The 26,849-nt window shown below is 66.4% G+C and carries 21 protein-coding genes; 8 read left to right on the top strand and 13 right to left on the bottom strand.

The features are described 5' to 3' along the window. Positions 1-17: 17 nt before the first annotated feature. Both AB0B02_RS01730 and AB0B02_RS01725 read left to right on the top strand, forming a co-directional pair. Positions 18-239, top strand: coding sequence for an NAD(P)-binding domain-containing protein (locus AB0B02_RS01730; RefSeq protein WP_357295785.1), 222 nt, complete (start codon positions 18-20; stop codon positions 237-239). Beyond that, entirely contained in the window at positions 239-691 is a 453-nt protein-coding gene (locus tag AB0B02_RS01725; RefSeq protein WP_357293661.1) for a hypothetical protein, read from the top strand. The genes AB0B02_RS01730 and AB0B02_RS01725 overlap by 1 nt, the downstream gene beginning before the upstream one ends. A 157-nt stretch (positions 692-848) precedes the next feature. Here AB0B02_RS01725 and AB0B02_RS01720 read toward each other — a convergent pair whose 3' ends face one another. After that, positions 849-1,172 (bottom strand): helix-turn-helix transcriptional regulator, encoded by a 324-nt coding sequence (locus AB0B02_RS01720; RefSeq protein ID WP_357295777.1) that lies wholly within the window; start codon positions 1,170-1,172, stop codon positions 849-851. 328 nt (positions 1,173-1,500) lie between these two features. Here AB0B02_RS01720 and AB0B02_RS01715 point away from each other — a divergent pair, with 328 nt between their 5' ends. From AB0B02_RS01715 to AB0B02_RS01705, 3 genes are all read left to right on the top strand, one after another. Beyond that, positions 1,501-2,202: a DUF6308 family protein gene (locus AB0B02_RS01715; RefSeq protein WP_357293654.1), complete on the top strand. Its 702-nt coding sequence runs from the start codon at positions 1,501-1,503 to the stop codon at positions 2,200-2,202. Between the two features lie 545 nt (positions 2,203-2,747). Further along, complete coding sequence (locus AB0B02_RS01710) at positions 2,748-3,224, top strand: hypothetical protein (RefSeq protein WP_357293642.1); 477 nt, start codon at positions 2,748-2,750, stop codon at positions 3,222-3,224. A 62-nt stretch (positions 3,225-3,286) separates the two neighbouring features. Further along, a complete protein-coding gene (locus AB0B02_RS01705; RefSeq protein ID WP_357293637.1) occupies positions 3,287-4,057 on the top strand; it encodes a hypothetical protein in 771 nt (256 codons plus the stop codon). A 125-nt stretch (positions 4,058-4,182) separates the two neighbouring features. Here the strand turns inward: AB0B02_RS01705 and AB0B02_RS01700 are convergent, their stop codons facing one another. The 8 genes from AB0B02_RS01700 to AB0B02_RS01665 form a co-directional block, all read right to left on the bottom strand. Then, positions 4,183-7,224 carry an AAA family ATPase gene (locus AB0B02_RS01700; protein ID WP_357293632.1) on the bottom strand — a complete coding sequence of 1,014 codons (3,042 nt, stop codon included), beginning with the start codon at positions 7,222-7,224 and terminating at the stop codon, positions 4,183-4,185. Beyond that, positions 7,225-10,497: a helicase-related protein gene (locus tag AB0B02_RS01695; protein ID WP_357293625.1), complete on the bottom strand. Its 3,273-nt coding sequence runs from the start codon at positions 10,495-10,497 to the stop codon at positions 7,225-7,227. A gap of 1,069 nt (positions 10,498-11,566) precedes the next feature. Then, a complete protein-coding gene (locus tag AB0B02_RS01690; RefSeq protein ID WP_357293617.1) occupies positions 11,567-11,719 on the bottom strand; it encodes a hypothetical protein in 153 nt (50 codons plus the stop codon). A 320-nt stretch (positions 11,720-12,039) separates the two neighbouring features. Further along, a complete protein-coding gene (locus AB0B02_RS01685; protein ID WP_357293611.1) occupies positions 12,040-12,453 on the bottom strand; it encodes a Mov34/MPN/PAD-1 family protein in 414 nt (137 codons plus the stop codon). A gap of 158 nt (positions 12,454-12,611) precedes the next feature. Continuing rightward, positions 12,612-13,073: a hypothetical protein gene (locus AB0B02_RS01680; RefSeq protein WP_357293597.1), complete on the bottom strand. Its 462-nt coding sequence runs from the start codon at positions 13,071-13,073 to the stop codon at positions 12,612-12,614. A gap of 253 nt (positions 13,074-13,326) precedes the next feature. Then, entirely contained in the window at positions 13,327-13,887 is a 561-nt protein-coding gene (locus tag AB0B02_RS01675) for a hypothetical protein (RefSeq protein WP_357293592.1), read from the bottom strand. 38 nt (positions 13,888-13,925) lie between these two features. Continuing rightward, complete coding sequence (locus AB0B02_RS01670) at positions 13,926-15,578, bottom strand: helicase-related protein (RefSeq protein WP_357293587.1); 1,653 nt, start codon at positions 15,576-15,578, stop codon at positions 13,926-13,928. Beyond that, entirely contained in the window at positions 15,575-17,902 is a 2,328-nt protein-coding gene (locus tag AB0B02_RS01665; protein WP_357293583.1) for an ATP-binding protein, read from the bottom strand. Before AB0B02_RS01665 ends, AB0B02_RS01670 begins: the two co-directional genes overlap by 4 nt. Before the next feature lie 221 nt (positions 17,903-18,123). Here AB0B02_RS01665 and AB0B02_RS01660 point away from each other — a divergent pair, with 221 nt between their 5' ends. Continuing rightward, positions 18,124-18,990, top strand: coding sequence for a GIY-YIG nuclease family protein (locus AB0B02_RS01660; protein WP_357293574.1), 867 nt, complete (start codon positions 18,124-18,126; stop codon positions 18,988-18,990). Between the two features lie 29 nt (positions 18,991-19,019). Further along, a complete protein-coding gene (locus tag AB0B02_RS01655; protein ID WP_357293548.1) occupies positions 19,020-20,039 on the top strand; it encodes an HNH endonuclease in 1,020 nt (339 codons plus the stop codon). A 125-nt stretch (positions 20,040-20,164) separates the two neighbouring features. Here the strand turns inward: AB0B02_RS01655 and AB0B02_RS01650 are convergent, their stop codons facing one another. Next, positions 20,165-20,581 (bottom strand): very short patch repair endonuclease, encoded by a 417-nt coding sequence (locus AB0B02_RS01650; protein WP_357293543.1) that lies wholly within the window; start codon positions 20,579-20,581, stop codon positions 20,165-20,167. Positions 20,582-20,976: 395 nt separating this feature from the next. Next, positions 20,977-22,281: a DNA cytosine methyltransferase gene (locus AB0B02_RS01645; protein ID WP_357293531.1), complete on the bottom strand. Its 1,305-nt coding sequence runs from the start codon at positions 22,279-22,281 to the stop codon at positions 20,977-20,979. Between the two features lie 166 nt (positions 22,282-22,447). Between AB0B02_RS01645 and AB0B02_RS01640 the strand changes: the two genes are divergently transcribed. Beyond that, positions 22,448-22,867 carry a DUF4259 domain-containing protein gene (locus AB0B02_RS01640; protein ID WP_357293521.1) on the top strand — a complete coding sequence of 140 codons (420 nt, stop codon included), beginning with the start codon at positions 22,448-22,450 and terminating at the stop codon, positions 22,865-22,867. 1,621 nt (positions 22,868-24,488) lie between these two features. Here the strand turns inward: AB0B02_RS01640 and AB0B02_RS01635 are convergent. Together AB0B02_RS01635 and AB0B02_RS01630 are read right to left on the bottom strand one after the other, a co-directional pair. Then, on the bottom strand, positions 24,489-25,415 hold the full coding sequence (locus AB0B02_RS01635) for a replication-relaxation family protein (protein ID WP_357293515.1): 927 nt from the start codon (positions 25,413-25,415) through the stop codon (positions 24,489-24,491). Further along, complete coding sequence (locus AB0B02_RS01630) at positions 25,408-26,751, bottom strand: replication-relaxation family protein (protein ID WP_357293508.1); 1,344 nt, start codon at positions 26,749-26,751, stop codon at positions 25,408-25,410. The genes AB0B02_RS01635 and AB0B02_RS01630 overlap by 8 nt, the downstream gene beginning before the upstream one ends. Positions 26,752-26,849 lie beyond the last annotated feature (98 nt).

Raw genomic sequence — 26,849 nt, 5'->3', positions numbered from 1 at the left:
GGTGGGCCCGGTACGTCATCTCCGCCACCGGTACGTGGGAGTGCCCGTACGTGCCGGACATCGCGGGCCGTGAGCAGTTCGCCGGTCGGCAGCTGCACACGGTGCATTACACCTCGCCGGAGGACTTCCGAGGGCAGCGGGTCGTGGTCGTCGGTGGTGGTAATTCCGCGGCGCAGATCCTCGCGGAGGTGTCGCGAGTCGCGAGGCGACCTGGGTCACCCTGCGCCCGCCGCGGTTGATGCCGGACGACGTCAACGGTCGGGTGCTGTTCGGGGTGGCCACCCGGAAGGCCTCCGGTGGTGCCGGTGGTGGTGTCAGCGACCTGGGGGACATCGTGATGGTGCCCAGCGTCCGCGAGGGACGGGACCGTGGGATTCTGCACGCCCGTCCGGTGTACGCGCGGCTGACCGCGCGTGTCGTGCGGTGGGCCGACGGTGCGGCGGAGGCTTGCGACGCGGTGATCTGGTGTACGGGTTTCCGACCCAACCTCACCCACCTCGCGCCGCTGCTGCCCGGATGGCGGCACGGGAAGGCGGCCATCGAGGGCACCCGGTCGGTGGGCGAGCCCCGCCTCTACCTGCTCGGCTACGGCGTTTGGACCGGGTCGGCGTTGGCGACGCTGGAAGAGGCTGGCCGGACCGCGAAGGCGACGGCCGCCGACATCGCCGCCCGCCTGCGCGGATCGCCGTAGGCCCGTGGTCCGGCCGCGCTGGCCGGACCTCGGGCGGTGCCGGTCAGGTGATGGTGGCGAGGTAGCGCTCGGCGTCGAGGGCGGCGGCGCAGCGGTGCCGGCGGCGGTGATGGCCTGGCGGTAGGTGTGGTCGACGAGGTCACCGGCAGGCTCAGGGCTACCGTGCCCGTAGGGCCGGGAGTGGAAATGGCTGTGTGTGTTCGGCCGTTTCGAAGCCGGCGAGATCGCGGGCGATGTGAGCGAAGGCGGGAGCGTGACGCCGGTGCGCCACTGGCGTCCGCCTGGTCGACCGGAAGAAGCCGTCGTGCGTGTCCGTGACCGGGTGTGCGAAGAAGGCGGCGGGCACGTCCAGCGCGTTGCTGAGCTCGGTGACGACTCTCGCGGATGGTCTGGTGGTGCCGGACTCGTACTGCCCGAGCGCGGTGACGGAAACTTCGTTGGCCAGATGCGTCTGACTCCACTCCTTGAGCTCCTGGGCGATGACGCAGGACGATCACGGGGGTGCGCGGCGCTGACAGCCGTATCGCGGCGCTGGATAAGGGCAGGCGAGGGTGAGAGGCGGTGAAGCCGCGGCGGAAGACTCCACGGAAGCCTCCGTAATCGCCGCGACATCGCCATCTGGTTCGGACGGTCTTCAGACGACCTCACCCGGGGGGCCAAAGGCGCCCCCACCGACAATGGGCAGCGCCACGTCAGGGCGTGGCAGTGTGTAACCGATCGCGAGCAGGCTGAACGGGCGGTGCCAGAGCGCTGTGGGCCGCACGCGCGTTTCGGCGGCAAGAGAGTACGGATCCCCGAAGTGCCGGCTGGTGCGGACAGAGTGGTCCGCCGGGCGTGGCTCTGTCGGCGGTGACAAGGACGATGTGCTGATGTTGGATGATGGTGTGCCGGAACCGCTTGCCGAACCGCCCCCGGATCAAGTCGAACACGTAGCGGCCTTGATCGACGCCCTGCTCTCCGATGAGCGATCACCGAGCGCGGTTACGAAGTTCTACGACCCTACGACTACGTATGCCGGCGATACATTCCTCGGACTTGCTCCCAACGAGCCGTACGCGATCGGCACTGCCGACCTGCTCGCCGTTACGCTGCTGGACGTGAATCCAGGTGTGGCTGCGGCGCGAGCCCTCCTGCCTGGAGGGAAGCTCGCCAACCAGACGTCGGCTCTGTTGGCCAGGATTCCAGTCGGTGTCGCCGTTTGGGAAGCGACCGATGACGATTTGGCTTGGTCCGGCTCGTTGTGGTCGCTGCTGCGAAACGTTGATGGCGTAGGGCGGACGATTGCCGGAAAGCTCATGGCGCGGAAGCGTCCCGAATTAATCCCGATCGTCGATGACGTCGTGCACGGGCGTCTTGGCTGCCTCACGGGCACCTACTGGACAACCTTTCGCCGGGTCCTCCAAGACCCCAGTCGTCGAGCGCATATTGCCTCACTCGCACCTCACGTGCCCGCACTACGCGTACTGGACACCTTGATGTGGATGCATTGGAGGAAGCATGGCCTATCGTGAGCAGGAACCCGGCGTAGCGTGGCTGGGCGGCGCGCAGCGTGGCACGGCTGTAGCGCCGGCTTGGTGGCGTGCAGCTGGCGTGATCCGTGTGACCTTGTCCAAACCGCGAGCGACGGCGCGAGCAGCAGTTCATCGCAACAAAGACCTAGCTTCAATCCATGCCTGACAGGCGCCCGCCTGGTTCTCTAGGCCTAGACCTGCGAAACCCAGGCCTCAGACCATGCGGACTGTGTGGCGAGACGCGCCGGATGACGAAAGCGCACGTGCCGCCCCAGGCTGCTGGCAACAGTGAGCAGGTGACGAGCGCCTTAGTGCGGATCTCCGAGAGGATCCTCCAGTCAGGGCGTCACTACGCTGGAGGACTGTGGCTGCGTGGCTTGTGCGCAGAGTGCAACAGTCTGGCGGGAGCTCGCTACGATGACGCCTACGCTGACTTCGCGCGCCGCCTGCGTTCCTATAAGCGCTTGCCGAGCCACTTCCACTTCCCAGAGTCGCAGCCAACTCCACCAGTCTCAGTTGCGCCGGGTCTGGTGGCCCGGTCGGTCATGTTCGGCATGTTCGCTATCAGCCCGAATCTGCGCGTTATCTTTCCCGAGTTGGCCGAAGACCTTAAGGCCCAGCGCCGTCATATCTCGATGCCGGACGGTGCCACGCTGCGTTTCGCGATATACGAGGCTCCCGCCGCCCGGCTGACTGGGCCGGTGCACTCGTTGCGGGTGCTCAAGCGGCGAGAGCACTACAGCACCTTCGCCGAGATTTTCTTTCGGCCTCTCGCGTGGGTATTGACGCCGAGCGGACGCGGTGACGTTCCGCCTGGAGGTGTATCCATCCTCGATCGCCAGAGGTGGGCTACGGCCGACGACTGGCTCCAGTACGGCCCCGACGTCACTTCCGTTGACCTACGTAATCTCTGCCGGTACGTGCCTTTTGTCCAGCATCCGCTGGCCGGGTCGCGAGAAGATTGGATCGAGATGTACAGCGACGAGATCACGCCGATCCTAGAAGGCCGGATGCCGGCTTAGTGACTTGCGCGATGCTGCATGCTGAACCAGTCATGCGCTAATCCGAACTGCTCTGGTCCCCGGTGTCATGCGCCACCGACATCCGCGGCAGGGCCCGGCTATGCGAGATCATCGGCGGCCCGATCGACGACATCCTCGCCTCGGCGGAATGGTTCGACCACGACGGCCGGACCATCCTGTCACCGGCCGGCACCCTCCAACTGGTCGAGGCCGCGTGCCGTGCCCATCCGATCCAGGTCCTCGACCTCGTCATCGAGCAGGAAGCCCAGTCCCGCCACAAATGCAAGTTCGGCGGTGACCACCGCGTCGGCCGCGACAGCCGGTCGACGACACCGGAATGGGAGTACGACTGGTACCGCCGCCACGACCGGCCCCGGCACGAACTACTGCGCCAGTGGTGCGGCCACCGGGCAGTCACCCACCACGAACGGTTCCTCGCCGCCGAGGCCGCAACCCACCGCCTCGACATCTTGGTAACCGACCTCCTCAAGGCCCTGGACAACCTCGGCGAACACGAGCAGGCTGCCCGGTTCGCGAAGGACCACGAATGCGACCGCATCACACCTCACACGATGCGCCCCGTCGTCGAACGTCCCCTACACCCTTCCGAGTCAGGAGCCGCTGGTGGTGAACGCCCGTCGCACAGACGGTCCGATGCTCAGGTGCTTCTCACCAAGCATGTCGGCGCTGTGATCGCGACTACCGAACGGCGTGGTGGAAGCGGTCTGACTCGGTGTGAGCGGGTACACCCCGAACCTGCGGAGATCGTCCACGCGCCGCCGTGGTCATCGCGGCCAAGCACCGCGGCGACCTCGCCGGCACCGAGGCACTGACGTCGGCGTTCGGCTTCGAGCGGGCCCGTCCTCTCTCGGCTGCTACTCGCGGTCGACCTAGCGCTCAGCTTGGTGGAGGCAGGGTGTTGCTGTGGTCGCCTGCTGGGGGCCAGCAAAGTTGGCGGTCAGCGTTGTGCGAGTGGTTCAGGCAATGGCTTGCTGTGCACCACGACAAGTTCCCGGTTAGCCCGGGTCAGGCTCGTGTACAGGGTCCCGGCGAATTCCTCCTGTCGTACGAAGTAGCGCGGCTCCACGACCACGACCCCGTCGAACTCCACACCCCTTGCCGAGTCGGGCGTGCGGACGGCCAGCCGGCGTCCCTCACTGGTCCAGTCACCCGCACCTGCTGCCGTGTCTGTTCGTCGCCACCGATTGCTGAGAAGCAGTTTGTCGATGGCGTCTGGATCGGTGGTGATGATCGCTGCCGTTCCGCCGGGGTACGAGTCCAGCAGTCTGCTCGCCTCACTGACGGCCCGGAGGTCGCGCTTGCCGGGTGTGCTGGCTCGGATGACGGAAGGTTCCGGCCCATCTGTCTGGAGTGAACATGGTTGGTTCTCGCTGGGTGGCAGAAGACGGTTGGCGAAGTCGAGAATCGGCTGGGTGGAGCGGTATCCCCGTTCCACGACCTCAGGTTGGAACAGTTGGGCATCGGGAAGTATGTGAAGCCTATCCGCCAGTTGGTGCCAGTCGAGGTGGCCGATGTCCAGCCGGCGACGTTGGTTCAGATCTCCGACGATCGTCCATCGTCCGGTGTTGTGGGCCTGGATGATCTCCCATTCGAGTTCCGAGACGTCCTGGGCCTCGTCGACGACGACGTGCCCGTATCGGGACTTGTTCTCGCTGAGGAGCAGACCGAGTTGCGCGAGGAGAGGGAGGTAGCGACGTTTTCCCCAGACCTTTGGGAAAGGTGGGAGGGTTTCGATCCACCGCTGCTCCGTCTGGCTTGCCGGCGGGCGTCTTTGTGGGTCGTTGCTGTTGCGCAGGGCCTCGTAGGCCATCTTGACCTTGTCGGCCAGGCGGCTCACGTTCCACCCCGGTCGGTTATGGCACTCCGCCACCGCGTGTTTCGCCAAGGCCACGATGAAGCCAGCGACGTCCTCCGCTGTCCCTTCACCCGGCTGTACGGTGGTGGTGCCCAGACCGGCCAGTTCGGCGAGCCACTCGGGAAGCGACTTGACCGTTACGGCGCCGGTAGGGTCGAGTTCCCGGACCGTGCGCGACACGTGGCGAACGTACTGTTCGGTAGGTCCGAGCAGGAGCACCCGTGGGATGGCGCTCTTCTTTGTTGTCTCCTCGTTGACCAGGTAGCCCGCACGGTGCACGGCGATGATCGTCTTCCCGGTACCCGGGTGCCCCTGGATGATCAGGGGCATTGTCGGCGGTTGGGTGACCAGGCGGTATTGGTCGGGTTGGAGAGTGGCGAGCACGGAGGTCATCGCCTCTGTTCGGGGCGCGTGCAAGGCGTAACGGACCGCGTCGACGGCACGCATGCCGTTCTCGAGGTCGCCGGGCGCTGAGGCGGACCGCTGTCTGTGCTCGGCCGGTTGGGGTCGGCGGTCGGGTGCCCGGTCGTTGACTCCGGGCGGCGTGGCGGGGGCGGCCTTCGGTTTGGGCAGGGCGACCGTATGTCTGGTCAGTCTGGCGCCGTGGACGGTGATCGCGTCAACTTCTCCGCGGTTGTCTTGGACGCCGAGGCGCTCCACGATGTTAAGCGCGCGACCTTTGTCGATGGTCGGTGATCCGGGGCCGGTCAGCTCGGTGAGGATCGTCCACTGCGCGGTGGGGTTGTTCGCTCGTAGGACGGCGCAGGACAGGCCGGAGAGATCGTGTTCGCCGTGGACGATGACGTGGCCGTAGGGCCTCCGACTGTCGGGGCCTTTGATCGAGGTGACCAGTTGGGCGAACAGTGCGAGATAGCGTAGTTGCCCCCAAGCGGCTCCAAACGGCGGTAGGGTCGCGATCCATTCTGCGGAGTACTTGCCGAGCTTCAGTGGTTCGGTGGGCACTCCGCCCAATCGGATCACCTCGTAGGTGACCTTGAGCTTCGCCGACAGGTGGAGGTCGCGCTGTGCCCACCCCAGGCGTCGGCGGCAGAGCCTGACGGCCTGCTCCACGATGTCCTTGACATACCGGCCCACGTCAAGGGCATCTGGCTCTCGGGTGTCTGTGAAGCGGGTGTATCCGGCGATTCCGGCCAGCCACTCGGTTTCTTGAACGACGGTTATGGTCTTGGGGATTTCCGCGTTGAGCAGCCCGACGAGCGCTGCTGCGGTGTGGATCCTGCGGATGATCTTCGGCAGCGGGGTGGTCCATGCTGACACGACGAGCACGCGCCGTTGTTTGCGGGCCAGGTATCGCACCATCTCGACTGCGCGAACGGCCGCGATACCTTCGGGATCGGCCCGGCAGTCTTCCGAGAAGGCGACGACGAGCGGTGCGTGCGGTTGCCATGTTGCCAGGTCCGCTGGTTTGTCCGGCAGTGGCAGCCGGCGTGCGGTGCTCTTTCCCGCCACGGCGGCCGGACGCGCTGCGGGGGCCGCCGGCGATGGGTCCTTTCTCGGTGTCCTAGGTCTGGACTTCGGGCTGGGTGGCGTGCTCCGCCGGGTTTTGGGCGCCTGCCCTGCAGGGTGGTCTGTCGACGCGGCGGTAGGGGCATATGACGACGTTGAGTTGGTAGGGCGCCCGACCTGCCGGCGCGGTGGTGCCGGGGGGACGTGCAGCTTCCCTGCCTTGAAAGGCGACTGGTCGGCCGGCACAGTGACCGCCCAGTCGTCGGAGGCGTGTACCACCTCCGCGCCGCGCGCCGTCAGTGTTCGGCGCACCACGACGTCTGCGTCTAGCTCATGGGTGGCGTACGGGTCGAAGAACACCTTCGCTGTCCGTGCGGCCCAGTTGATGACCGGATAGTCCCAGTCCGCGCTGTTGAGGTACCGCGTGCCGATGTAGAAGGCGACCCCGAGATCCCTGTCGGGACCGGCAAGGCCGACTCGGCCGTAGAGAGGGCCGACGCTTGCCCGTTCACCTCGAGGGACGTTGTCGACGTAGCGCTCGTTCGCGGTGACGGAGATTTCGGGGTTCTTTCGGGCGAGCCGTCGCTCCAATGCCCGCAGGTAGCTTCGGTTGGTGGCGATCTCGTAGGCGAGTTCCTCGTCGCTGATCTTGGCCACCTACTGCACCTCCACTACGCAGACGGCCAGGTCCTCGGTACTGAGCATGGCCGTCGATCGTGCCGTTATGTCCTGCAGGAGGCCCGCGTAGCGGTTGTCCTCTCGCTGCTGTTGGGCCTCGAAGAGCGGCACCATGCGCTCCCTGCCGCGGGCCCGCAGGGTGGTGATGCGTGACTCCAGTGCTTGTGTCCGCCGTTGATGGACCTGCTCGACGCTGAGTCGCCGTGAGGCGAGGAAGGCCTCGTTCTCGGCGGTCAACGTGCTCTGGCTCCGGATCTGCCTTCGGACCAGCAGGTCACTGCTCACGCCGAGTGCGGGCCGTAGGTCGATCGACCCGTCGAACCACGCCGGTTGCAGGTTTCCGGCTGCCACAGCCGCCATCAACCGGTCACCCAGGTCGGGGGCAACCTGCAGGGTTCGGGCGTCAACGGTGACGTTCCATACCTCGTGCAGTGGCCTGACGCCGTTCCAGTTGGCGATGCAAAGATGGACGAGGTAGGTGCCCGGGGCCAGCCCGGCGTCGCCCGCCGCCATCGTGATCGCGGAGAATCTGGTCTGCCGGTGCCCCGGTACGTCCAACGCGGCCCGTACCAACGGGTGGTTGGCCGTCAGGAGCGGCACACCGGTGGTGCGGGACGCCTCCTGGTCCAGGGACAGCTGAATTGGCAGTTGCTGCGTAAGGTCGCTGAGGATCCGGTCCACCTCGGACCTGGTCTTCTCACCACGCTGTGCGAGGTCACGAACGTGACCGGCGAGCTCGCTGTTGCCGATCACGGTCACGTGGTCGCCACTGATCTGGCAGCGTCCGTCGTAGCTACCCACCCAGTCGCTCACCAGCAGGGCCAGTTCCTGTTGCCCGACATACCGGCCGGATGCGAGCAGGTCGGGCTCGAGGCCCTCGATGTCGACGCCGTCACTCGATATGAGGTGGGGTGCGGCCGACTCGATCTCGTCGGCGGCCCGTTTCCGTTCTGCGACCGCCGCCAGGAACTCCTGGGTGCGCTGCGTCCGTTGGGCGGGGGTCAGGGCGAAGTCGAGCAGGGAGGACTCGACGTCGGGCCACATGCTCTCGATGATCGGTTCCAGTGCCCCGATAGCGTGTTCGAAGATGCCGATCCGGGTGAGTACCCGCTCAAGGATGTCCGACTCGATCGTCCCGGGAGTCGTGAAGTTGATGATCACGACCTTCTGCTCGGTCTGGCCGATCCGGTCGATCCGACCGATACGCTGTTCGATTTCCATCGGATTCCACGGCAGGTCGTAGTTGACCAGGACGGAGCAGAACTCGAAGTCCAAGCCCTCACTCGCGACCTTGGTGGCTACGACGATGTCGTAGCCACCCGTCCGGAAATCGGCCATGACCTTGGCCCGGTCGTCCCTGCTCACACCACCGTGCAGTACCGCGATCCGGCACCGGCCTCGCAGATGCCGCTCAAGGTAGGACAACGTCCTACGGGAGAACGTGAAGACGAGTCCCTGCCTGCCCTGGCTGATCAGATCGTCGACCACGTCAAGAAACTGCTCGAGCTTTGTGTCCACGTCGATGCCGGCTGCCAGCTCCCGCAACTGCGGCGACGGCGGCACATCCGGACCGCGCACTGCGGCCGACGGCCTCGCCGAGGCGTTCACCTCATCCTGCACGTCCGGTGTCTGCCCCCAGGTGAGAACCAGTGCCGTCGCCTCGGGGAGACAACTGCCCGCGAGGCGGAGCGGCATCTGCATGCCGAAGTGCAGCGGCGTGTCCTTGACCCTCGCCCGCTCTATGCACCACTGCAGGTATGCCTGATAGAAGTCGTGCTCACGCTGGGTCCAACGCACCGGGACAGGGCGCGGCTCCCGCATCGCCTTGTCCTCCTGGACCTCGATCTTGCGGGTTCGCGTGACCTGGGCCGACAGCCCGCCCAACTCGCTGCAGATCCGTTTCACCTGGACCACGTCGGTCGGGGACAGGTGGGGTCGCTCCAAGATCTCGCACAGCAGAACGAAGTCGGGCCGCATGGTGATGACTCGGCCGAACGTGCTGTCGGACAGAACCGACAGCCACCGCCTACGTGTGGCGTTACTGACCGAGGCGTCAAGCAGGGAACCCGTGATCCGGTTGAGGACTCTGTTGGGTTCGATCCGTTCTTGCAGGTCCGCCAGGTCCTGGAACTCGCCGGGCACCAACAGCTCAAGAAGGTTGTACAGATCGTTGTTGCGCAGGTTCACCGGGGTAGCGGACAGGAAGACGTACGCATCCGCCCAGCGGGACAACAGCTCACCCAACGCGTGGCTCTTGGTGTTCGAGTTGCGGAAGACGTGGGCCTCGTCCACGATCACCAGGTCCAGCTGGAGACCCAGCTGCTCGATGTCCGCCAGCCCCTTCCAGGCCCGTAGCCGCTCCACCGAGCAGATCCAGGCCATCCTTCTGGGCAGGCGATCCGACTCGAGCCGGTCCTTGAGGTCGGCCAGCCCCGTACCGGTGAGCTCGGTCAGCTCGAAGCCGAACCTCTCGCGCATTTCGTGCTGCCATTTGGTCAGCAGTACGGAGGGACACACGACGAGCACCCGGTTCGCGTGCCTGCGGGCATCGAGTTCAGTCCACAACAGTCCGGCTTCGATGGTCTTGCCGAGGCCGACCTCGTCCGCGATGAGCAACCGCAGTGACCCTGTGCTCAGCAACTTCATCACCGGCTTGAACTGGTACGGCCGGAAGATGGTGCGCGTGGCCCGGAACGAGAAGACCGTGTCGGTGAACTGCTTCTCTAGCTTCGCCCTGGTCAGGGTGGCGGCAAGGCGCTCGGCGGGGGCGGGCTCGGTGCGCACCCATGCGTTGGGGGAGTCGACCGTCGGCCTCGGCAGCAGGGCGCCCTCTTCGACACGCTGGACGCGGCTGCCGGCGAAGACTTGGTACATCCAACGACCGTGCGTGAACTGACGGGACTTGATCATGCCGTCCTGCCCAGCTCGGGTGATTACCTCATCGGTGACGTCGAACCGGGGCAGCGGCACCTCGTTGGCGCTGTCCCAAAGGTGGTCGAACCAGCCCAATGCAGAGGCCACGGGCGAGTCCTCGGCCACCTCGGCAGCCGGCTCGTGGATCCCCGCACCGGGCATCGCACCCGAGGTGACCACGAGCAGCGGAGCCGGATCTAGGCCCCCGAACCAGTAGACCCCTTCAGGCAGGCTGACCGTCGGGACCACGATCTGCCTCACCCGCTCAACCGCTCCCGCAGGATCGGGCAGGTCGGCGCCGAGAGCCAGTACGTCAGTGAAGAGCCCGGTAGCGAGCATGGCGGTCGCATCCGTCGCCAGAGGGTGGTATCCATGTGTGACTGCCAGGACACCTGGATCAGGAAAGATCCGCCGGCCTGCTCTGCCGAGCGCGTGCACTGTCATCCTCCGTGGTCGACGCGGACTTTCCGTAGCCATGTCCGTCCTGGGCAACGCCGTCGTGTGTTCTCTTCCTCCGAGCGTGGAGGCAGGCGGGGGCGGAGCCACCATATGGGGTTCCCGGTCCCGGGCGGTCGCTGTCACAGGACCGGACCGACGGCCCCGGCGGACGTGGCGAAGGGTCGAGGGGAGGGCCTTGGGCGTGCAAGCCCTCGTCCGGCCGGGGCCACCGTCCGGCCTGCCCTGACGGTACGGACGCTGCTGATGTCCGGACGGGTCCATGGTCGCCGCGCGGTCCAAACCGCTCGACGGCGTATGTCTGCCTGTGGCCCATTGATTGAGGCAATTGCCGGCACCGCACCAAATCTAGGTGTGCTCCGTGCAGTAGGAAAGAGCTTGATCGACGGGCTTGAAGGACGTTCAGGTGTGTAATACTGACCAATATGGTGGGCCGAATGATCATCATCTGGACGGCCCTGGCGGTCGGATGGCCTGACCGTAAGCCGCAGTCCGGCTGCGCGTGACTCTGGCCTGCCTCCGGTTGGCGGACGGATCAGAGCGACCTGACGGCGCCCGCAGGACGAGAGGTGCGACGGCCCGGCGCGTATACCCGGGGCTGGGCTCCGCGAGGGAAGGTCATCCGTGCCGTCTTCGAGCGCGAGTTTGTGCGACGAGGCCCACCCGGCGGCGGTAACTATCCGGAGAGTGAGTTCCTTGACGCCGCCCCAGGTACGAGGCGGGCTGCCGCAGATGCCGGCTGGGGGGTGAAGCGGCGTATTGCGGTCGCGTCCGCGCTGGTGGTGTAAGAGACGGCCATCGCGGGATCCGGTCTGATGTTATGCGGCAATCGGGGCGGGGTCGGGCTGGTTGGTGTTGTGTTGGCCGGTGTCGATCGTGACCAAGCGGGCTTTGGCGAGGAGCTCCAGGCCCATGTAGCGGCGTTCTTCGGTCCACTCGTCAGTCTGCTCGGCTAGGACCGCGCCGACGAGGGGGCCGCGTCCGGCGGCTGCGCGTCGTACCCGTTCTGGATCAGCTCGAACAGGAAGCGGCCGCCGTACTCCCGCATGGTCTGGCCGATCATGCTCTTCTGGCTGCGCGCGAAGTCCTGATCCTCCCGGGTCATCAGCTGGGCCCGGACAAGACGCTCGGCCCCGTTACGCAGCAGAGCATCGGCCTCCGCACGTCTAGCCGGCTCGTTACCCGGGCGCGGGCGCTGCGGTTCGTCCGGCTGACTGGTCACTCCGTGCCTCTTTCATCAATATGCCCGTGGCCAGTGAACCAGCAGGGTAGACGTAGAGCCATCCCCCGGAGGACCGAAGCTCCCCTGAGGACGGGAGGGGCGATTTGCGGGCAGCCGCAGGTGCAGGTAGCAACTGCTTCGGTTCTCCGCAAGTTGCAGCGGTGCCCACGCGGTTCTGCGTTGGAGCGGGATCCCTGAACGCTTCAGGCCGTGACCTCTAGGACCCTGTGTGACCTGCCACGACGAGCTGCTTGTATGTCGAGGACGCTGTCGCAGCGGTGCACGATGGGCAGCAGCGGTTGGGGGTAGGTGCGGGAGGCGCTGCGGATGGATTTGAGGTCCTGCGCGCTTGCCTCACACGGTGCCGGATGGCTGTGCCAATCGCCGACATAACCCATCCAGGGGTGCCCGAGAGCGGCGATCGCCCGGTGGAGGGCGTGCTGGGCAAAGCTTTCTCGCCGGGTCGAGCAGGTGCCGAAGGCGGCGGGATCCACGACCTCGCCGGCAGAACGCACGTTCACCTTATCGCTGTCCCACCACCCGAGGAGCGGACCGCCCGTCTCCCGCAGTGCGGCACGTCCATCTGCTGCGGTGATCGTGTGGCGAGCGTCGGCCATGGATCACCACGGGAACGGGGCGGGCCATAACGCCACCGGGGCGGAAACGGCTTCTGGTGTGAGCAGGCCGAGCCGGTCGAAGGGCGGATCAGGCTGGGGCCTGCGAACGTCGGCCGTAGTCGCTGGCAGGGCGCATTGGTGGGTCGCCTTGTCGATGACTAGCCGGCAGGCGAGCTCGGCTGCGGCGATGACCGCCACTGGCGGCGTCCGCGAGACAGGTTCACCGCACCCGGCCTCCCGTACTCCTGCGTGGACTGGTTCGCTGGCCAGGGCCGGTGGGTGTTGCTCTGCGCGACGCAGGAGAAAACGGTCAGCCCTGATGATGTCGCCCTCGCGCTGTACAGGCGGAGATGACCGTGTGCCCTGTCCCCGGTACCGGCGATGTCAGCGGCCGTCGCGAGCGGGCTGCTGGCGCCGGCGGGGGCGGTGGTGTCGAGCACCATGTTGTGAGTCTTGGCCAGTTCGACGGCGTCGCCCAGCCGGGTGAGGTTCCGGTTCCGCCGCTCCACCTCGCCGACGTCGAAGCCCGTGGCCGGCAGCTGGTCGGTGACCGCGACACGCCAAGACGACTCGACGCCCTCGCCGTCGGCCAACGCAGCGTGTGGCAGCAGGTCAACCACCTCATCGCCACCAAGAAACCCCGCGACTACACACCGCCGTCCAACTCTTCACCGACCTGCGCGACGTCGCCGAACGCGACCGCGACCGCGACACTGCACCGTTGCGGCAACGACTGACAGAACTCGGACCAACCACGCCCGCAAACCAGCCTCCTCGAATGCCTCGACCTGGTAGCACTCGACCTGTGATCGATGCCGCCAGCGGTGATGCGCCGACGTGGGCTGGAGCGATAGGTACGGCCCCAGCCTAGTCTCAAGGCTTCCGGCTCACCGCGTACGTAATCTGATGGCAGTTGGCGTCAACGATGGCGCTGAGCGCTTTTACCAATTCCCAATCGGCCGGCGGCAGGGGCGCGCTGTTGGGTTTGGTGATGACCACGGTGATCGGCTGAAGTGGATCGTGGGCGCGAACCAGGCAGGAGTTCCAGATCAGGCTTTGAAGGGCGGTGAGCGGCCCCCAGATGATGAACATGGACGCGCCGCTGGGGCCGTCGGCGAAGCACCTCATGGGCTTTACCTCGATCGTGTCCGGCCTGGGCGACCACTGGTCTCCGAGCGCGAGACGGACGACGGACGTTGGGCCGGGGTAGGCGCGTTTCGTGAAGGTCGCGATCGTCCCGATGCCCTCGAGCGCGCGTCGATACTCCTTTGCCGGCCCGTCCTTGATCCAGACCCTGATTTGGTGCGCCGTCATGAACGGCGCCAGTCTGCCGCCGATCTTCGGGTCCTTCACGAAGCGGTTGTACATATCGGTGGCGGCCGGTGCGGATAGTTCCTCCCAGCGTGCGGCGTCCATCTGGCCGACGATCTCCATGAGGACCTCGGTCCGTACCTGGGGTGGGAGCGCCGCCATCAGATTCCCCCAATGGGTGGGAACTCGAGGCGTACGCTGTCGTCGGCGCCACCCAGATCCCCGACGTCGGCCATCCATTGTTCCAGCAGGTCCCGTACGCGCAGATCCTCGAAGACGAACTGATTGCGCCCGACCGATACCTGTTCGATCTCGGCCTCGGACACCTGCTCGCGCATGTCGTAGACCTCGGCGAGGCGCCTGATGTCGCTGACGAAGTCGAGAACTTCCACATGGCTCTTGCCCTTTGATAGGCGTAGGCCTCGCCCGAGTTGCTGCACGAAGATCCGTCGGCTGTGGGTGACCCGGGTGAAGCACAGGATGTTGACGTCGGGGACGTCGACGCCCTCGTTGAGGATGTCCACGGCTACCAGAATCGGTACCTCGCCGGAGCGGAAGCCCAAGAGCCGCTTGCGTCGTTCTCTGGTCTTCAGGTTCGCGTGCAGCGTTGCAGCCTGCTCCCAACCGGGACGCAACGCGATCAAGTCGCGCATCCGTTCCGCGTGCTCGATCGTCTGGCAGAAGATTATGGCTCGAGGGTTCGGCGTCCGGTCCCAGATTTTCTCGATGTGCCCTTTGACGGCGTCGTCCCGCTCGGGGATGAACAGACGCTTGTTGAGGTCTTTGATGGTGTAGCCGTGCTGGGAGGCCTCGCGTACGAAGTCCCAGTCGATGTTGTCGGCGAAGACGCTGTACTTGACGTCGGCCAGGTAGCCGAGGTTCATGCCCTGCGAGATGGACACCCGGACGACCGGGTCTCCGAACGTTCGCTCGATGTCGTACTTGTCGCCACGCCACGGCGTAGCGGTGACCCCGAGCCGCTTGGCCTCGGGTAAACGTTCGAGCAGCGAGGCGTAGTTGCCGGTTTCGCCAACGTGGTGGGCCTCGTCCACGATGACGAGGCCGGGCGAATAGCCGGACTCGACGTAGCCGCGGGCCGTCGGAGCGACACCGAAGGTCACGCCGGGCAAGGCGTGCGGCTTCGAGTCACCGTGGAGGAGCCGCGTGGGGACCTGTTTGGGGATGTCACGCCACATGGCGCGTTCCAGCTGCTCCACAAGATCGATCATATGTGCGGTGACCAGCACGCGCGCGCCCGGGTTGGCCAGCAGGAAGCGTCTCAGTACTCGACCGGCGACGACGGTCTTGCCGAGGCCGGTGGCCAGATATACCAGAGCCTGGCCGGCGTCGGTGAGGGCCGCCCACGTGGCCTCCACCGCGCGGTCCTGGTACAGATGCAGGTCGAACGGTTTGACGTTGTCGGGGGCGCGGTCATAGAGGATCGCGAGTCGGCGTCCATCCCATAGGCTGATGTTGATTCCGACGTCCCGCAACGCCTGAACGCGCTCATGGGCTTTTCGGGTGAAAGCCCTGTTCGTCACGACCACCGCGCGGTGGATGCCGTAGTGGCGCATCGCCGTGTGGGCCTCGTCCACGGCGTCGTAGTCGACTGACCCCGACTTCTTCCACTTGGCCTGGAAGACCCAGTCCTGCCCCTTGAGGCGAGCGATGATGTCGGCGCCCTTGTCACCTGGGCCGTCGACGTTGACGACCTCAGTGAACGCGATGAGACCAAGCAGTCGTTCGAGCTGCCGCGTGAAGCCCTTCGGCCCCTCGTCGACCAGGAACGCCGGGTCGAGAAACGAGTTCGTCATATCGTGACGATCTCGTCGTCGAGGAGATCGGCGGTCAGCAGCAGCCGAGACAGCTCCAGCGTCTTACGTATGGGCGCTCCCGCGACCATCCTTCGCAGGTCGGCCAGCAGTGCTGCGATCCGGGAGATCTGGTCCGCCTGGGTGTCCTCGCTGAGGGAGGCGTAGGTGGTCCGGAACAAGTTGGCGTCGAGCACCAGGGCGGGACTGTTGGTCACCAGGTCGTAGACGCCTTCTGCGCTGAGATAGCGCGCGAACTCCCCATTTTCGACCGCGCCGCTCCAGTCGACGTCGGGCGTGATGCTCACCGCGATCGCCTCGGCGGCTCGCCTGGCTTCGGCGGACAGGGCGCTCCAGTAAGCGTGTGGACTCTTCGGCGCGAGTTCGGCGAGGCGCTCGCGCATGTTCTCGAGCAGGGCGTCGCCGCGAGCTCGTACAGCGGCGGCGTCAACCCGGCGGTCGGGGAATTGCTCGAGGATCGAGGTCACCAGATTGTCGAAGGATCCCTCGACGGAGTAGACGTTTTTGAGTCGTGGCGCGCAGCAGACCAGGGCGAGGTTCAACGGTGACCATCCGTACTGGCGGATGAGTGTCGCCTCGGCGTCGACGTAGATCTCGATCTCGCCGGCGACGATCCGAATGGCGGACGGCTGTCTCTGGCCGTCCATGCTCAGTTCGACTCCAGACGTGACGTAAACACGCAGGACGGGCTGCGCGTTGCCGATGCGCACCTCCCGGTCCGTGTCCGGCAAGAGCGTCGCGGCGGATCGCCACCGCGCGAACCGCTCCTCCTCGGTCTCCGGTGTGATCGGTTCCGGCTCATCGGCCGGCTCGTCGCTTTCCCCGCCGAGGTGACCGAGGCCTTCGTCGTCAAGCCAGTCGTCATCGTCCGGCCCCGACGGTGGCGGCGGACCGGGCGGCGGACCGTTTTTGATCCTTTCGTGCGTCTCGATGGCCTCGTACCACTTCTCATCGGTGAGGTACTCAGGATCGTTGGCGCGGAACTTGCTCGCCCAGCCCTTGGCGGTCTCATGGATCGACTTGGTGCCGTTACCCGGGACGAGGTAACGAACTCCCGGCTTGTTCTCGCGGTAGGCGTTGAAGAAGCGGCTCAACGGAGACGCGTTCTCGCGGCCGACCAGGCGCATGGCGATCTGCGGCCGGAGAGGCTCCGGCCCGCGGATCTTCTCGACCATGAAACGCCATTCGTGGGATGAGGTATCGAAGTTGTTCTTCCGCACGTTTACCGGCGCGTGGTCGAGATGGATCTCGCCGACGATCCGTCCCATCCCAAGCTCCACCGGATACTCCAACTCGAAGTCACCGTCCGGGGTCTCCCAACTGAACAAGGACTTGTCCTGGTACGTGATCGCCCGGCCGTGGCGCAGGAACGTCAGCCCGAAGTCGGACTTGTCGGCGTACCGCTGGATGCCGAGCCAGCCCCAGATCCGCCGTTCCCGCTCCTCGATGTCGGTACTCTCGCAGTCGACGCACTCCTCGTGAGCCACGCTGTACCAGCGGCCGCAGTTCATGCAGGCGTACGCGTTGGTGAGCGGAATGTTGATTCTGTCGCCGGCATGGACGTCCGAGCCCTTATAGGGCACGGAACGGCTTGGGTCCCAGACGCATGGAAGGTGGGGCGCGACCGGGCGACCGTTGACGTACAGGCGCTGATTGGCCCCACCCATAAGCTCGGCACCCGAGTGGCCAGCCTGTGGATCCCGCAGCATGTACGTGTACACGCGCCCCAAGAGGCTCATCGTCTCCTTGATCGCGCGGGTGGACTTCAGCCGAGTCACCATGTCTTCGCGTAGTTTGGTGACGGTGACCAGCGTGCCGTGCTCTTCACGCGACTTGTCCTCGTAACGCAACGGGACCTGGTAGGTGGACTCGCGCTGCATCGCCCTGAGATCGATCGTCGCGATCACCCACTGATCGTCACCTCGACACCCGGTCCTGACCTCTGTTAAAGCTCCGAGACGCGCCGTGGCGATGTTGAACCCCATGCCGAACAGGCCGAGACTGCCAAAGCGCTGCTTGCCTGAGGTGCCGGCGCTAAGCGCCCGCTGCAGCCGCTCGGGCGACATGCCCCGACCGTTGTCGCCCACCGTAATGACCGACGACTTACCGGCCGCGCCGGAGGTCGGCAGCGTGATGTCGATTCGAGGCTCCAGCGATCGGTCTCGCGTCGAGGCTTCGATCAGCTCGTCCAGCGAGTTGTCGATCAACTCTCCGAGGCACTGATGAAGCTGCAGGTCGACCTCGGCGATCATCTCCAAGATGCGTGGCGACGGCATGAGGTTGAGGCTGCTGAGCCGAGCGGTCATCGGTCGCTTATCTCCCGAGTCAACGAGTTGTGGACGCTGCCGGCGATGAATCGCTCGAGAAGCGCGGGAACCGTGTGGTCGACGTGGCGGGCGTCCTCTGCCCACGGATCGTGGAACTCGAAGTCTAGATCCAGATGTCAACGCCGCCCCACCATGCGGTTGGCACCCGAGGTCTGACGTGTCAGACTGCGTAACCCAGATCGGCGAGCTCGGAGGCGGCGTTGACAGACAAGTGGGCGGCTGAATTTCGCCTCAGCATCACCCGCGCACTCGCCGACCAGCTGGAAACCACCCTGCGGCCCCTCAAGCCCACCCCCCTGACAGCGGCTAACCTCTCTGCGGTCCTGAGTCGTCCCGGCGTGTACGCGCTGTTCTTCAACGAACGGCGCGTCTACGTCGGGAAGGCCGCCGGATCGCTGCAGGACCGGCTGACCCAACATCTCCGCAAGCTGTCCGGTCGCGCTGGGCTCGACTCCGCAGCTGTTCGATTCGTGTGCGTCTACGTTGACGAGGACCTTGACGCGGCAGCGCCGGAAAAGCTGCTCATCAAGAAGTATCGGGAACATGACAGCATCCCGTGGAACACCAACGGTTTCGGTAACAAGGACCCGGGGCGCAATCGCGACACGAGCGTGGTCAAGGCGGCGCACTTCGACGCTACCTATCCCATTGATCTTGAATACCAGTGCCGTCCGGAGCCGGGGATGCAGTCGGTAGCGGCCGTCTTGGAGGCCGCGAAGGGCCAGTTGCCCTATCTGCTGCGGTTCGACAGCGGCGCGGCAGCCAAGAAGACTTACCGTGACGCGTTGATGGTTGTGCCCGCCCAACCCTTGGCCGCGAGAGATCTCGCCCAGCAGTTGGTTGCCGCTCTACCCGCTGGATGGCAGCTGACGGCCTTGCCTGGCTACCTCATCTTGTATCAAGAGCGTCGTCGGTATGCCAGTGCCCTTGGCTGGTGGCGACGGGAGTTGGGCGGTGACGTGCAGTACACCCCGGGTCCCCGCCAGTTCGCAGCAGGTGCGGTGGACGCGGAGACAGCGGACGTGAGTGCTGCCGACGCCGGCTCGCTCTTCGAACTCGACGCGTAACTTGCATTACTGAGAGGCGTCGATCGCGAGTGCCCACCTTCGTCGATTACGTGGAGATTAGTCCCGCCGCCGCGCGAGACCAGTGGAGGGCCATTCTCACGCGCACACCGGTCACTGCCGGCCGACAGGTGGCCTTCCTTCCTGTCGAGACGTTGACGTGCCTCGCCGCGAGCCTGCTGGTCAACCACCGCAAGTACGGCGGCTCGACCGCGCATAGAGCCGAGGAGCCTGTCCCCGCACTCGGGCGTCTGTTTCGACGCCCTAACAGCAGCGTCCTGGCGAAGATGGCGAACCTCGACGGCAGTAGACGCAACGGCGCCAAGTACGAGATCGAGGTAGCCGCTCATCTCCTCGCGGTTCCGGGGCGCCTGGGCGCCGTCTACCGGGTCATACTCGCCGCAGCGCGCGACGTCGGTATCGACTCAGAGAACCTGCCGGACTTTCTTGGCATCACCGACGACGACACTGACCTTCGGCTTATCGGTCAGGACGAACTCGAGGCAGCGGAAGTCGAGGAGGCCGTACAGGCGACGTCGACTGCCTGGCTCGAGTCGCGCGCCGATCTCGACGAACAGACGACAGAACGCCTCCTCGTCGCCGCTGCCCGCATCGGTCAGCACCGATTCGCCAAGGAGGTGCTGCGCAACCACGGTCACCGCTGCGTCTTCTGCGGCCTGTCGGTGAACGTGGCGGGCGATAGGGCTCCCCGGATGCTGGTCGCCAGTCACATCAAGCCATGGCGGACGAGCACCCCGGCCGAGCGCCTAGACGCGCGCAACGGCCTTACCGCCTGCCCTACGCATGACGTCGCCTTCGACACTGGCCTCATGACTGTCAACGGCGGCCTACGTATCCATCTCAAGCCCTCACTCGCGGACGCCGTACGGACAGACACGGCGACCCGCGCCGCTTTCGGTCGACCGCCGTTGGCTGACCGTCTCCTCCTGCCCGCGGCCGCGCCGCCTCCGCGGGCGAGGTACCTAACGTGGCACCACCTGCATATCTATGGAGACACGCCATCGACGGCATCCGGTACTCCCCGTCGGTAGGCACTGTCCGTTCCTGGCGGTTCTCCGCATCCGTATCGGCTCGGCATGGGTCGTCCGTTCGAGGCGTCAAGCCGCCGGGATTAGCTGCCACGTACAGCGGTCAACTACTCGCATCGTGAGAAAGATCAAGACGACAAAGAGGACCGTTCTGGACGAGCCCGCCGGTTGGAAGCCGCCTCCCGGACCGCAGTCGCGACGCGTTCGGCGGCCTCGGTGGGATTCTCGTGCTCCCAAATCCTGATCACGGTCCAGCCGGCTTCGGTGAGCAGTCCGTTGGTCTCCGCGTCGCGGGCGCGGTTCCCAGCGATCTTGTCGCTCCAGAAGCGGTCGTTGGCGCGAGCGGGACGGTAATGCTCGGGGCAGCCGTGCCAGTAGCAGCCGTCGATGAACACCGCGACGCGAGCTGCGGGAAAGACGACATCAGCGGTTCGGCGCAGGCCGGCCAGTGGTCTGGCGTTGATCCGGTACCGCAAGCCCATCTTGTGCAGAAGCGAGCGTACTCGTCGCTCCGGGCCTGTGTCCCGAGCCTTGTTCGCGCGCATGACGGTCCGTACAGCCGGGCTCTTCGCCCAGGATGATGAGGCGGTGTCCGGTGGGGTGAGAAGGCCTCGGGCCCAGGCCAACCGCCATCCCTCGGCCAGGTTGTCGGCCCGGGTGTCGTGTTCGACCTCGCCCAGGTATCGAGCGGGCGAGCGACCCCTGTCAGACCATCGCAGATAGGCCCGGATCCGGCGAGTTCGGGGCAGCAGTTTGAGTTCCACGGAGGCGCGGGCCCGACGTCCATCGCCGAGGTCAACCCACCGCCGATCGGGTCCTCCGGCGGCACGGTCTTGCTCCAAGGATGCCGCCTTTCGGCTGCGGCCGCGCCGGCCCCTCCAGGCTCTTGAGTCTGGGGGCTTATCCGCCCAGTGACTCTCTGATCTGGCCGCAGTGGTGGTCACCGTTGGCTCTCGGCCTCGTCGAGCGCCGCAGCGATGGCTTTGGCGAAGAACTCGCCGAGGACGACGGGTACAGCGTTGCCGAGTTGGCGCATCTTCTCGCCCCGAGGACCAGCGAGCAGCCAATTGTCCGGGAAGGTCATGACGCGCGCTGTCTCCCGTACCGTCATGTACCGATGCCGGTAGGGATACGGCTTCTCGCTGGCCGGTTCAGGCCACAGGTCGTCGGTCAACATCACCGACTCGCCGCCAGGGACGCCATGCACCCCCGCCTTGACCGTCTTGGCGGGTCGGTCGAGCTCGTTCGGTGTATGGCCGGCGTAGATGCGCGCATCTGGCCAGCCGATGTGGTCGGTGAACCCACCGAGATTGTGCTCTCGCCGATCGAGCCGATCCCAAGGCACGGGCGGAAGAGAGGGCTGTCCGTCAAGTCCTTGGAGGGCATCCCGCAGGGTCCGCCACGGAAGCCTGCCGTCATCCTCGGGAGGGGTAGTTGGTAGTCGGGACATGACGCGCTCGCGTACGTGCTCGGGCACCTGGGGATGCCTCCGCCAGTAGGTGCCGTCGAGCATCGATCGAACCAGCGCAGCCTCCGAGTACCGCGGACGCACCGACCGCTTGAAGCGCTCGATGTCGACTCCCAGATCCGATCGAAACGCCGCGATGATGATCCTGTTGCGGATCTGCGGAACCCCGTAATCGGCGGCGTTGACCGTGGTGGTGACGACGTCGTACCGCCGCTTGGGGTCCGGCGGATCCTCGGCCAGACGTTCCTTGAGCACCTCGTCGTGGTCGCGCCAGGTCGAGTCGTGGTCACGCTCCTGGAAGGGGAGCCGCAACTCGCGCTCGATGTACTCGAAGTACGGTCGAAAGGACGGGCGCAGCAAGCCTCGCACGTTCTCGCACATGACGGCCTTGGGCTGGATCTTGCGGATGGCGCGAAACATCTCCGGGAACATGTTCCGCTTGTCCTCGTCGCCCCTCGCGACGCCGCCCAGGCTGAATGGCTGGCATGGGGGTCCCCCCGCGAGGAGATCCACCCGATCCCACAGATAGTCGAACTTGACCCCGCTGACGTCGCCCCTGACCAAGGGCCACCTCTCGCCGGGGAGGGGCACCCGCTCGGTCTCGCCGCGGTCAACGGCGGCGTTGGCCTCAAGCGTGTCGCACGCGTACTTGACCAGTTCGTTCACCAGGAGGGGACGAAAGCCCGCCCGGTGAACAGCCATCGCCAAGCCGCCGCCGCCCGCGAAAAGTTCCACCGAGGTGCGGTCCCTGATCTGCTCTCCGCGCGGCTCAGACATTGGGAGAGCATACCGCGGAGTTATCGATCTTGAAAAGGCGAATCCCGCGTTCGTCGCGGCCGCAAGTCTTGGTGTCGGCTGAGTCCGTCCGAGCCGCGGCATCCGCGCGACTCCGGGTGTGGTTGGGTATCGCCATCGCGAGGAGGCGAGAGCAACGAGGAGGGCGATGGCAACCTGGCAGCTCGGTCCGTTCGACAACGACGACGCGGTTGAGTGGTGCGATGCCCTAGAGGCCGCCCCTCTTGACCAGCGCGCCGAACTCGTACGCAACACCCTTGCGGTGGCGGTGGCCGGGCGGGCTCTCACAGCTGGGGAAGCCGCTCGAGCGGTGGCGGCGGCCGCCACAGCGCTCCAATCGCTCAGCGGCATGCCGTTCTCGAACTCGGCGTACGCTCCACGCTTCTTCGGCAGAGGGGCCTTGGCAGTCGACTCATCAATTCGAGACCTGGCCGTTCGGGCGCTCGGCGAAGTGCTGGCGAACGGTTCAGCCTGGCGGCTGCGATGGGCTGACGACATCGAGGAAGAAGAGGCTCTCGCTGTCGTCGAAAGCCTTCGGAGTCACCTGATCTCGGCGGTCACGCCGTAGTCGCCCATCGTTGGGCACGTTCTCCCGGAACCTGCTTCAACAGGTATGTCTTTCCTGGCAGCGGTGGTGAAACAAGCGGGTGCCAGCTGTGCAAGGTCACCAATGACGCCCGCCATGATTGACTCGAGGGTCCTGCGGGGCGGCACTCGTCGGGCGTGGCCATCGATCTCCTTTCGGATCAGACCTGGTCCAGCCGCTTCGCCTCGGCGGCGAGGGCCCCACGCAGTGCGTTGCAGGTGGCCGTGTGTCGGGGAGGGTCGAATCGCCTGTAACTCGTCGGCGAGGGCCGCGAGTTGCTTGACGAGACGTTGACCGCGATCATCGCCGGCATCGCCGCCTGGTGAGTTACGGGCACATAGTCGGCGTCGCCGCCCGATACGGTGAACTTGTCGCCCCCGCCTCCTACCTGCTGCCATTTCCGCCGACGGATTGGTCGTCGTGGCCAGCATCAGCCTGGTCGAGATCGCGGGCCGGATCCGCGCCCCCTCCCTCAGCCCGGCCGACGGCCAGCAACCCGCCACCATGTCAGCGGAGACGCAGTCCGCGACGGCCGAACCCCCGAACCAGGAGGCAGCGGCCCTCGCATCAGGACTAATCCGTGCAGCGCAGCTTGTCGAGGACTACGACGTATCGCCGATGCCACGACCGGAGGCTGCGGTCTCCGCCGACGAGGGCGACCATCCGGCAACGGGCTTCACCGCGCCTGCGCTGGCCGGTGCGAGCGGCACCGAAGAAGTGGCACCCGAACCCCCACTGTTCGAAGCGCGCGACCAAGAGGGAGCTCACCTCGACCGTGCCGCCGATGAAGCCTCGGCGTCCAGGGACACGACGCAGTTGCGGGAATTGGACCCCTCTCGCCTCGACGGGGATCGACCTGGAGCCGGCAGATCCCGCGCCACCGAATCTTTAGTCACGCCGCTCGGGAACTCCACCGAGCGGAACAGAGTGAACCCTTTGGCCGACGCGGGGAACGCTGAACCGGGCACTTTCCAGGACCAGGGACATGACCTGGACCCGGACGGCGGCAGACGCAGCGCAAAGGTGCCGCCCGACACCGCCGGGGCCGTGGCCTACTGGTACCGCCAGGACCCGTCTCTGCACGCAGCCGACATCGCCACCAGAATCGGCCGGTCCGCGCGCACTGTCCGCCGATACTGGCCACCCGTGCCACGAACCGCGAACAGACGACAAGGCGGACATCCCCCATTCCCAGTCCGCCGCCAGCCACCGCGAGCAGTAAGTACGCGCTGGCCACCAGCACGCTGGCGACGAGGGACTTGCCCAGCATCCAGGGCTGGTGCGACACCGCAGTTGTAGCTGCGATGACCCCGCCATGGTGGTGGCGGTGGTGACCACCACCGGAGTAGGCAGCCGATGGACGACAACGTGGCGGGCGCTCGGGGTCTGTCATCCGCAGAGCAGCGCGCTGACAGACGTTGACAGCTCGCCAGCCCTTGCTGCCCACGCTGCCCGAGGCGCGGTCCGGCGTCGTCGACTCGGTACGTGCGTAGGTGGGGCGATGGAGCAGCCCCCGGGGTGGGCGCGGGCGGGTTCGGCGGTGTGTGGGGCTACCCGAGCCGCCGATCGCGCCGGGTGCTCCGCCCCGTCCCCATCAGGCGGCCTAGCGTTCCTGGTCGGGGGCGGTGTGGGTGGGGAATTCGTTGTCGTGGCGGGTGTCGGTGTAGGGCAAGTCGATGAGTCGGTGACGGCCGGTACAGCCGGGTAGTTGCCAGATCTGGTGGGCGGGGCTGGCGGCGAGTGCGGTGCGTAGTTCGGCGGTGGTGGTGGCGATGACCGCCTCCAGGCCGATGCCGGCGATCCGGTGGTGCAGGTTCGCCTCGCGTCGTGCGGAGGGTAGGTGCAACAGCACCGGCCACGCCCAAGTGCTCAAGAGGTAGAGCCGCTCGTACTTGACAATTTTTTCGATGACGACCTGCAGGTTTTCACCGCTGGTGTCGTACTCGAGGAAGAACGGCACGGACCGTCTGCCCTCGGTCCACACCCCGGCGCCGTCCGGGCGGGGGATGCCGGTCGCTGTGGCGAGCATGATCTGGGGGTCTCCGCCTTTGCGGTAGAGGGCGCCGGGTTCGTGGTAGGCGGATGCGGGTTGCCAGCGGGCCAACTCGGTGTCGGGGTGGGTGCGGGCGTGGGCGGCGAGGTCGATGAAGACCTGGTTGCCGCCGAGCAGGTGCGGCAGGTCTGGCCGCCGGGTGAGGGACTGTTTGCGGCGGCGGGCTTGGTCGCGACGGCCTCGGGGGAGTCCGCGTTGGGCGTGGACGTGGTCGTAGCCGAGTTGGTCCAGGACGTAGTGGTAGGGGTAGGAGCCGCCGTCGGCCTTGTTGGGTCGGAATCGGTCGACCGCTCGCAGGGCGGTGAGGCGGCGCAGCCGGCGTTGGGTGAAGTCCAGGGATGGGAAAAGGGCGGCGGCGATCTGGTCGGTGGTGAGCACGCCGTGGTCGTAGAGCCAGCCCAGGAGCCGGTCGTCGCGGGCGGTGATGCTGGCTTGCAGCCGCAGCAGCGGATCCGCTGCCGGTAGGTGTTTACCCATGGGCACAAACCCCTGGGGAGAGACCCGAGACTGGAGGGTCTGTCTGGAACGGTGCCAGACTCCTGACAGCGGGGCTGACCTGGGCTGTGAGCGGCCGTGGGGGGTCAGGTGGGGGGTCAGGATCAAGACGGACGGTAGAACGGAGATCGGCACTGACTGCTGAAGCGCCGGGCACAGCGGCTTCGGCGTGACGGTGCGGTGAGGGTGGGTGTGAGTCGGGCCGGTGGCGCTGGTGAGGTTCACGGTGCGGGGTGATCAACGTTTGTTGCTCCGAGGCCGCACGTGCGAGTGGGTGTGAGGTTGAAGCGCCCCGCAGCCGCAGCGGGCGAGCAACCGGAGGTCGGCAGTCGCTGTCCGGGAAGCATGGTTGGACATGCCAACCTCCCTGGTCTCGCGCGTGTGGCGAACTTGCGGTGACAGGGCGCTCGGGGTCGTAGATGGGGTGTGGGGCTCGGGGCCGTACCTCCTTGAAGGTCAGGGTGTCGGGCGGCCACTGCTCGGGGGTGTGGGGAAGGTCGGTCAGGGTGAGATGGTGTGTCTCGCCGGTCGGTTGCAAGATCGGCCCGGCCGGGTGGCCGTGCTCGGGGTTGCTGGTGACGACGGTGAGGTGCCGCGTGTTGCGGCGCTCGAGGTGGCGGCCCAGTTCCTGCTCGCACTGCGGGTCCGCGGCGTGGAAAAGCAGGTTCGCCAGGCCGGTGTGTTCGGTCAGCCGCCGGTAGGTGTGGCCGCGGTCGGCGAGGTCGGTGGGGCGGATCTGGCCGGGGTCGGGCTGGTACCAGAACGCGTGGCGGTAGCGCTCGTGGATGTACTCGCCGTGCCAGGCGACATGCCGCGTTCCGGTGACGTATCGGCAGGTGCGCGGTGACCACCAGGTGCGGAGGTCACTTCCGGGCTCGGTGAGCGCGCGGGTCGCGAGGTCGACAAAGAAGTCGTTGGCCTCCAGTAGACCGGGCAGGTCGCGACTCTCGCGGAGCCGGTCGCGGGCCCGGTACACCTGCGCCGGCGTGACGTCGCGGTCTTCGGGGAGTGGGGTGAGTTGGGCGCCGATCGGGCCCAGGCACCACCAGGTGTCGGCGGTGGTCGCGGCGCCGGTGTTGACGAGGCGGTCGATCCAGCTGCGGCGGGCGAGGAGCGCCAGGCGTCGGGTGGCCGACGCCGTGGTGGTGGCGAAACCGAGTGCGGTGAGCTGCGCGGTGGTCAGGACTCGGTGCTCGGCGAGCATCTCGACGGCCCACCAGTCGGGCAGGCGCAGGCGCTCACTCTCGGTCAGGAGTAGCTCCGCCGGGATCGGTCGGGTGGACGGGACAGTGAACTGGGGATGGTAGGTGGTCGTCATGAACGCTACCTCCGGAGTGGCGCCATCCCGTCGAGGGGATGGCTGGGTGGATGACTTCCGTGCGGCCGCGTTGAGACGGCACAACGGGCGGGTCACGC

This window comes from Micromonospora sp. NPDC049240, assembly GCF_040647835.1.
Taxonomy (GTDB): Bacteria; Actinomycetota; Actinomycetes; order Mycobacteriales; family Micromonosporaceae; genus Micromonospora.
The sequence above is the reverse complement of the archived record's forward strand: the minus strand, read 5'-3'. Positions and strand labels throughout refer to the sequence as shown.

Coding starts and splice junctions, on each gene's coding strand:
- AB0B02_RS01725 (WP_357293661.1), top strand. CDS start 239: ATGCCGGACGACGTCAACGGTCGGGTGCTGTTCGGGGTGGCCACCCGG.
- AB0B02_RS01710 (WP_357293642.1), top strand. CDS start 2,748: ATGTTCGGCATGTTCGCTATCAGCCCGAATCTGCGCGTTATCTTTCCC.
- AB0B02_RS01695 (WP_357293625.1), bottom strand. CDS start 10,497: ATGCTCGCTACCGGGCTCTTCACTGACGTACTGGCTCTCGGCGCCGAC.
- AB0B02_RS01690 (WP_357293617.1), bottom strand. CDS start 11,719: ATGACCCGGGAGGATCAGGACTTCGCGCGCAGCCAGAAGAGCATGATC.
- AB0B02_RS01685 (WP_357293611.1), bottom strand. CDS start 12,453: ATGGCCGACGCTCGCCACACGATCACCGCAGCAGATGGACGTGCCGCA.
- AB0B02_RS01675 (WP_357293592.1), bottom strand. CDS start 13,887: ATGGAGATCGTCGGCCAGATGGACGCCGCACGCTGGGAGGAACTATCC.
- AB0B02_RS01670 (WP_357293587.1), bottom strand. CDS start 15,578: ATGACGAACTCGTTTCTCGACCCGGCGTTCCTGGTCGACGAGGGGCCG.
- AB0B02_RS01665 (WP_357293583.1), bottom strand. CDS start 17,902: ATGACCGCTCGGCTCAGCAGCCTCAACCTCATGCCGTCGCCACGCATC.
- AB0B02_RS01650 (WP_357293543.1), bottom strand. CDS start 20,581: ATGCGCGCGAACAAGGCTCGGGACACAGGCCCGGAGCGACGAGTACGC.
- AB0B02_RS01645 (WP_357293531.1), bottom strand. CDS start 22,281: ATGTCTGAGCCGCGCGGAGAGCAGATCAGGGACCGCACCTCGGTGGAA.
- AB0B02_RS01640 (WP_357293521.1), top strand. CDS start 22,448: ATGGCAACCTGGCAGCTCGGTCCGTTCGACAACGACGACGCGGTTGAG.
- AB0B02_RS01635 (WP_357293515.1), bottom strand. CDS start 25,415: ATGGGTAAACACCTACCGGCAGCGGATCCGCTGCTGCGGCTGCAAGCC.
- AB0B02_RS01630 (WP_357293508.1), bottom strand. CDS start 26,751: ATGACGACCACCTACCATCCCCAGTTCACTGTCCCGTCCACCCGACCG.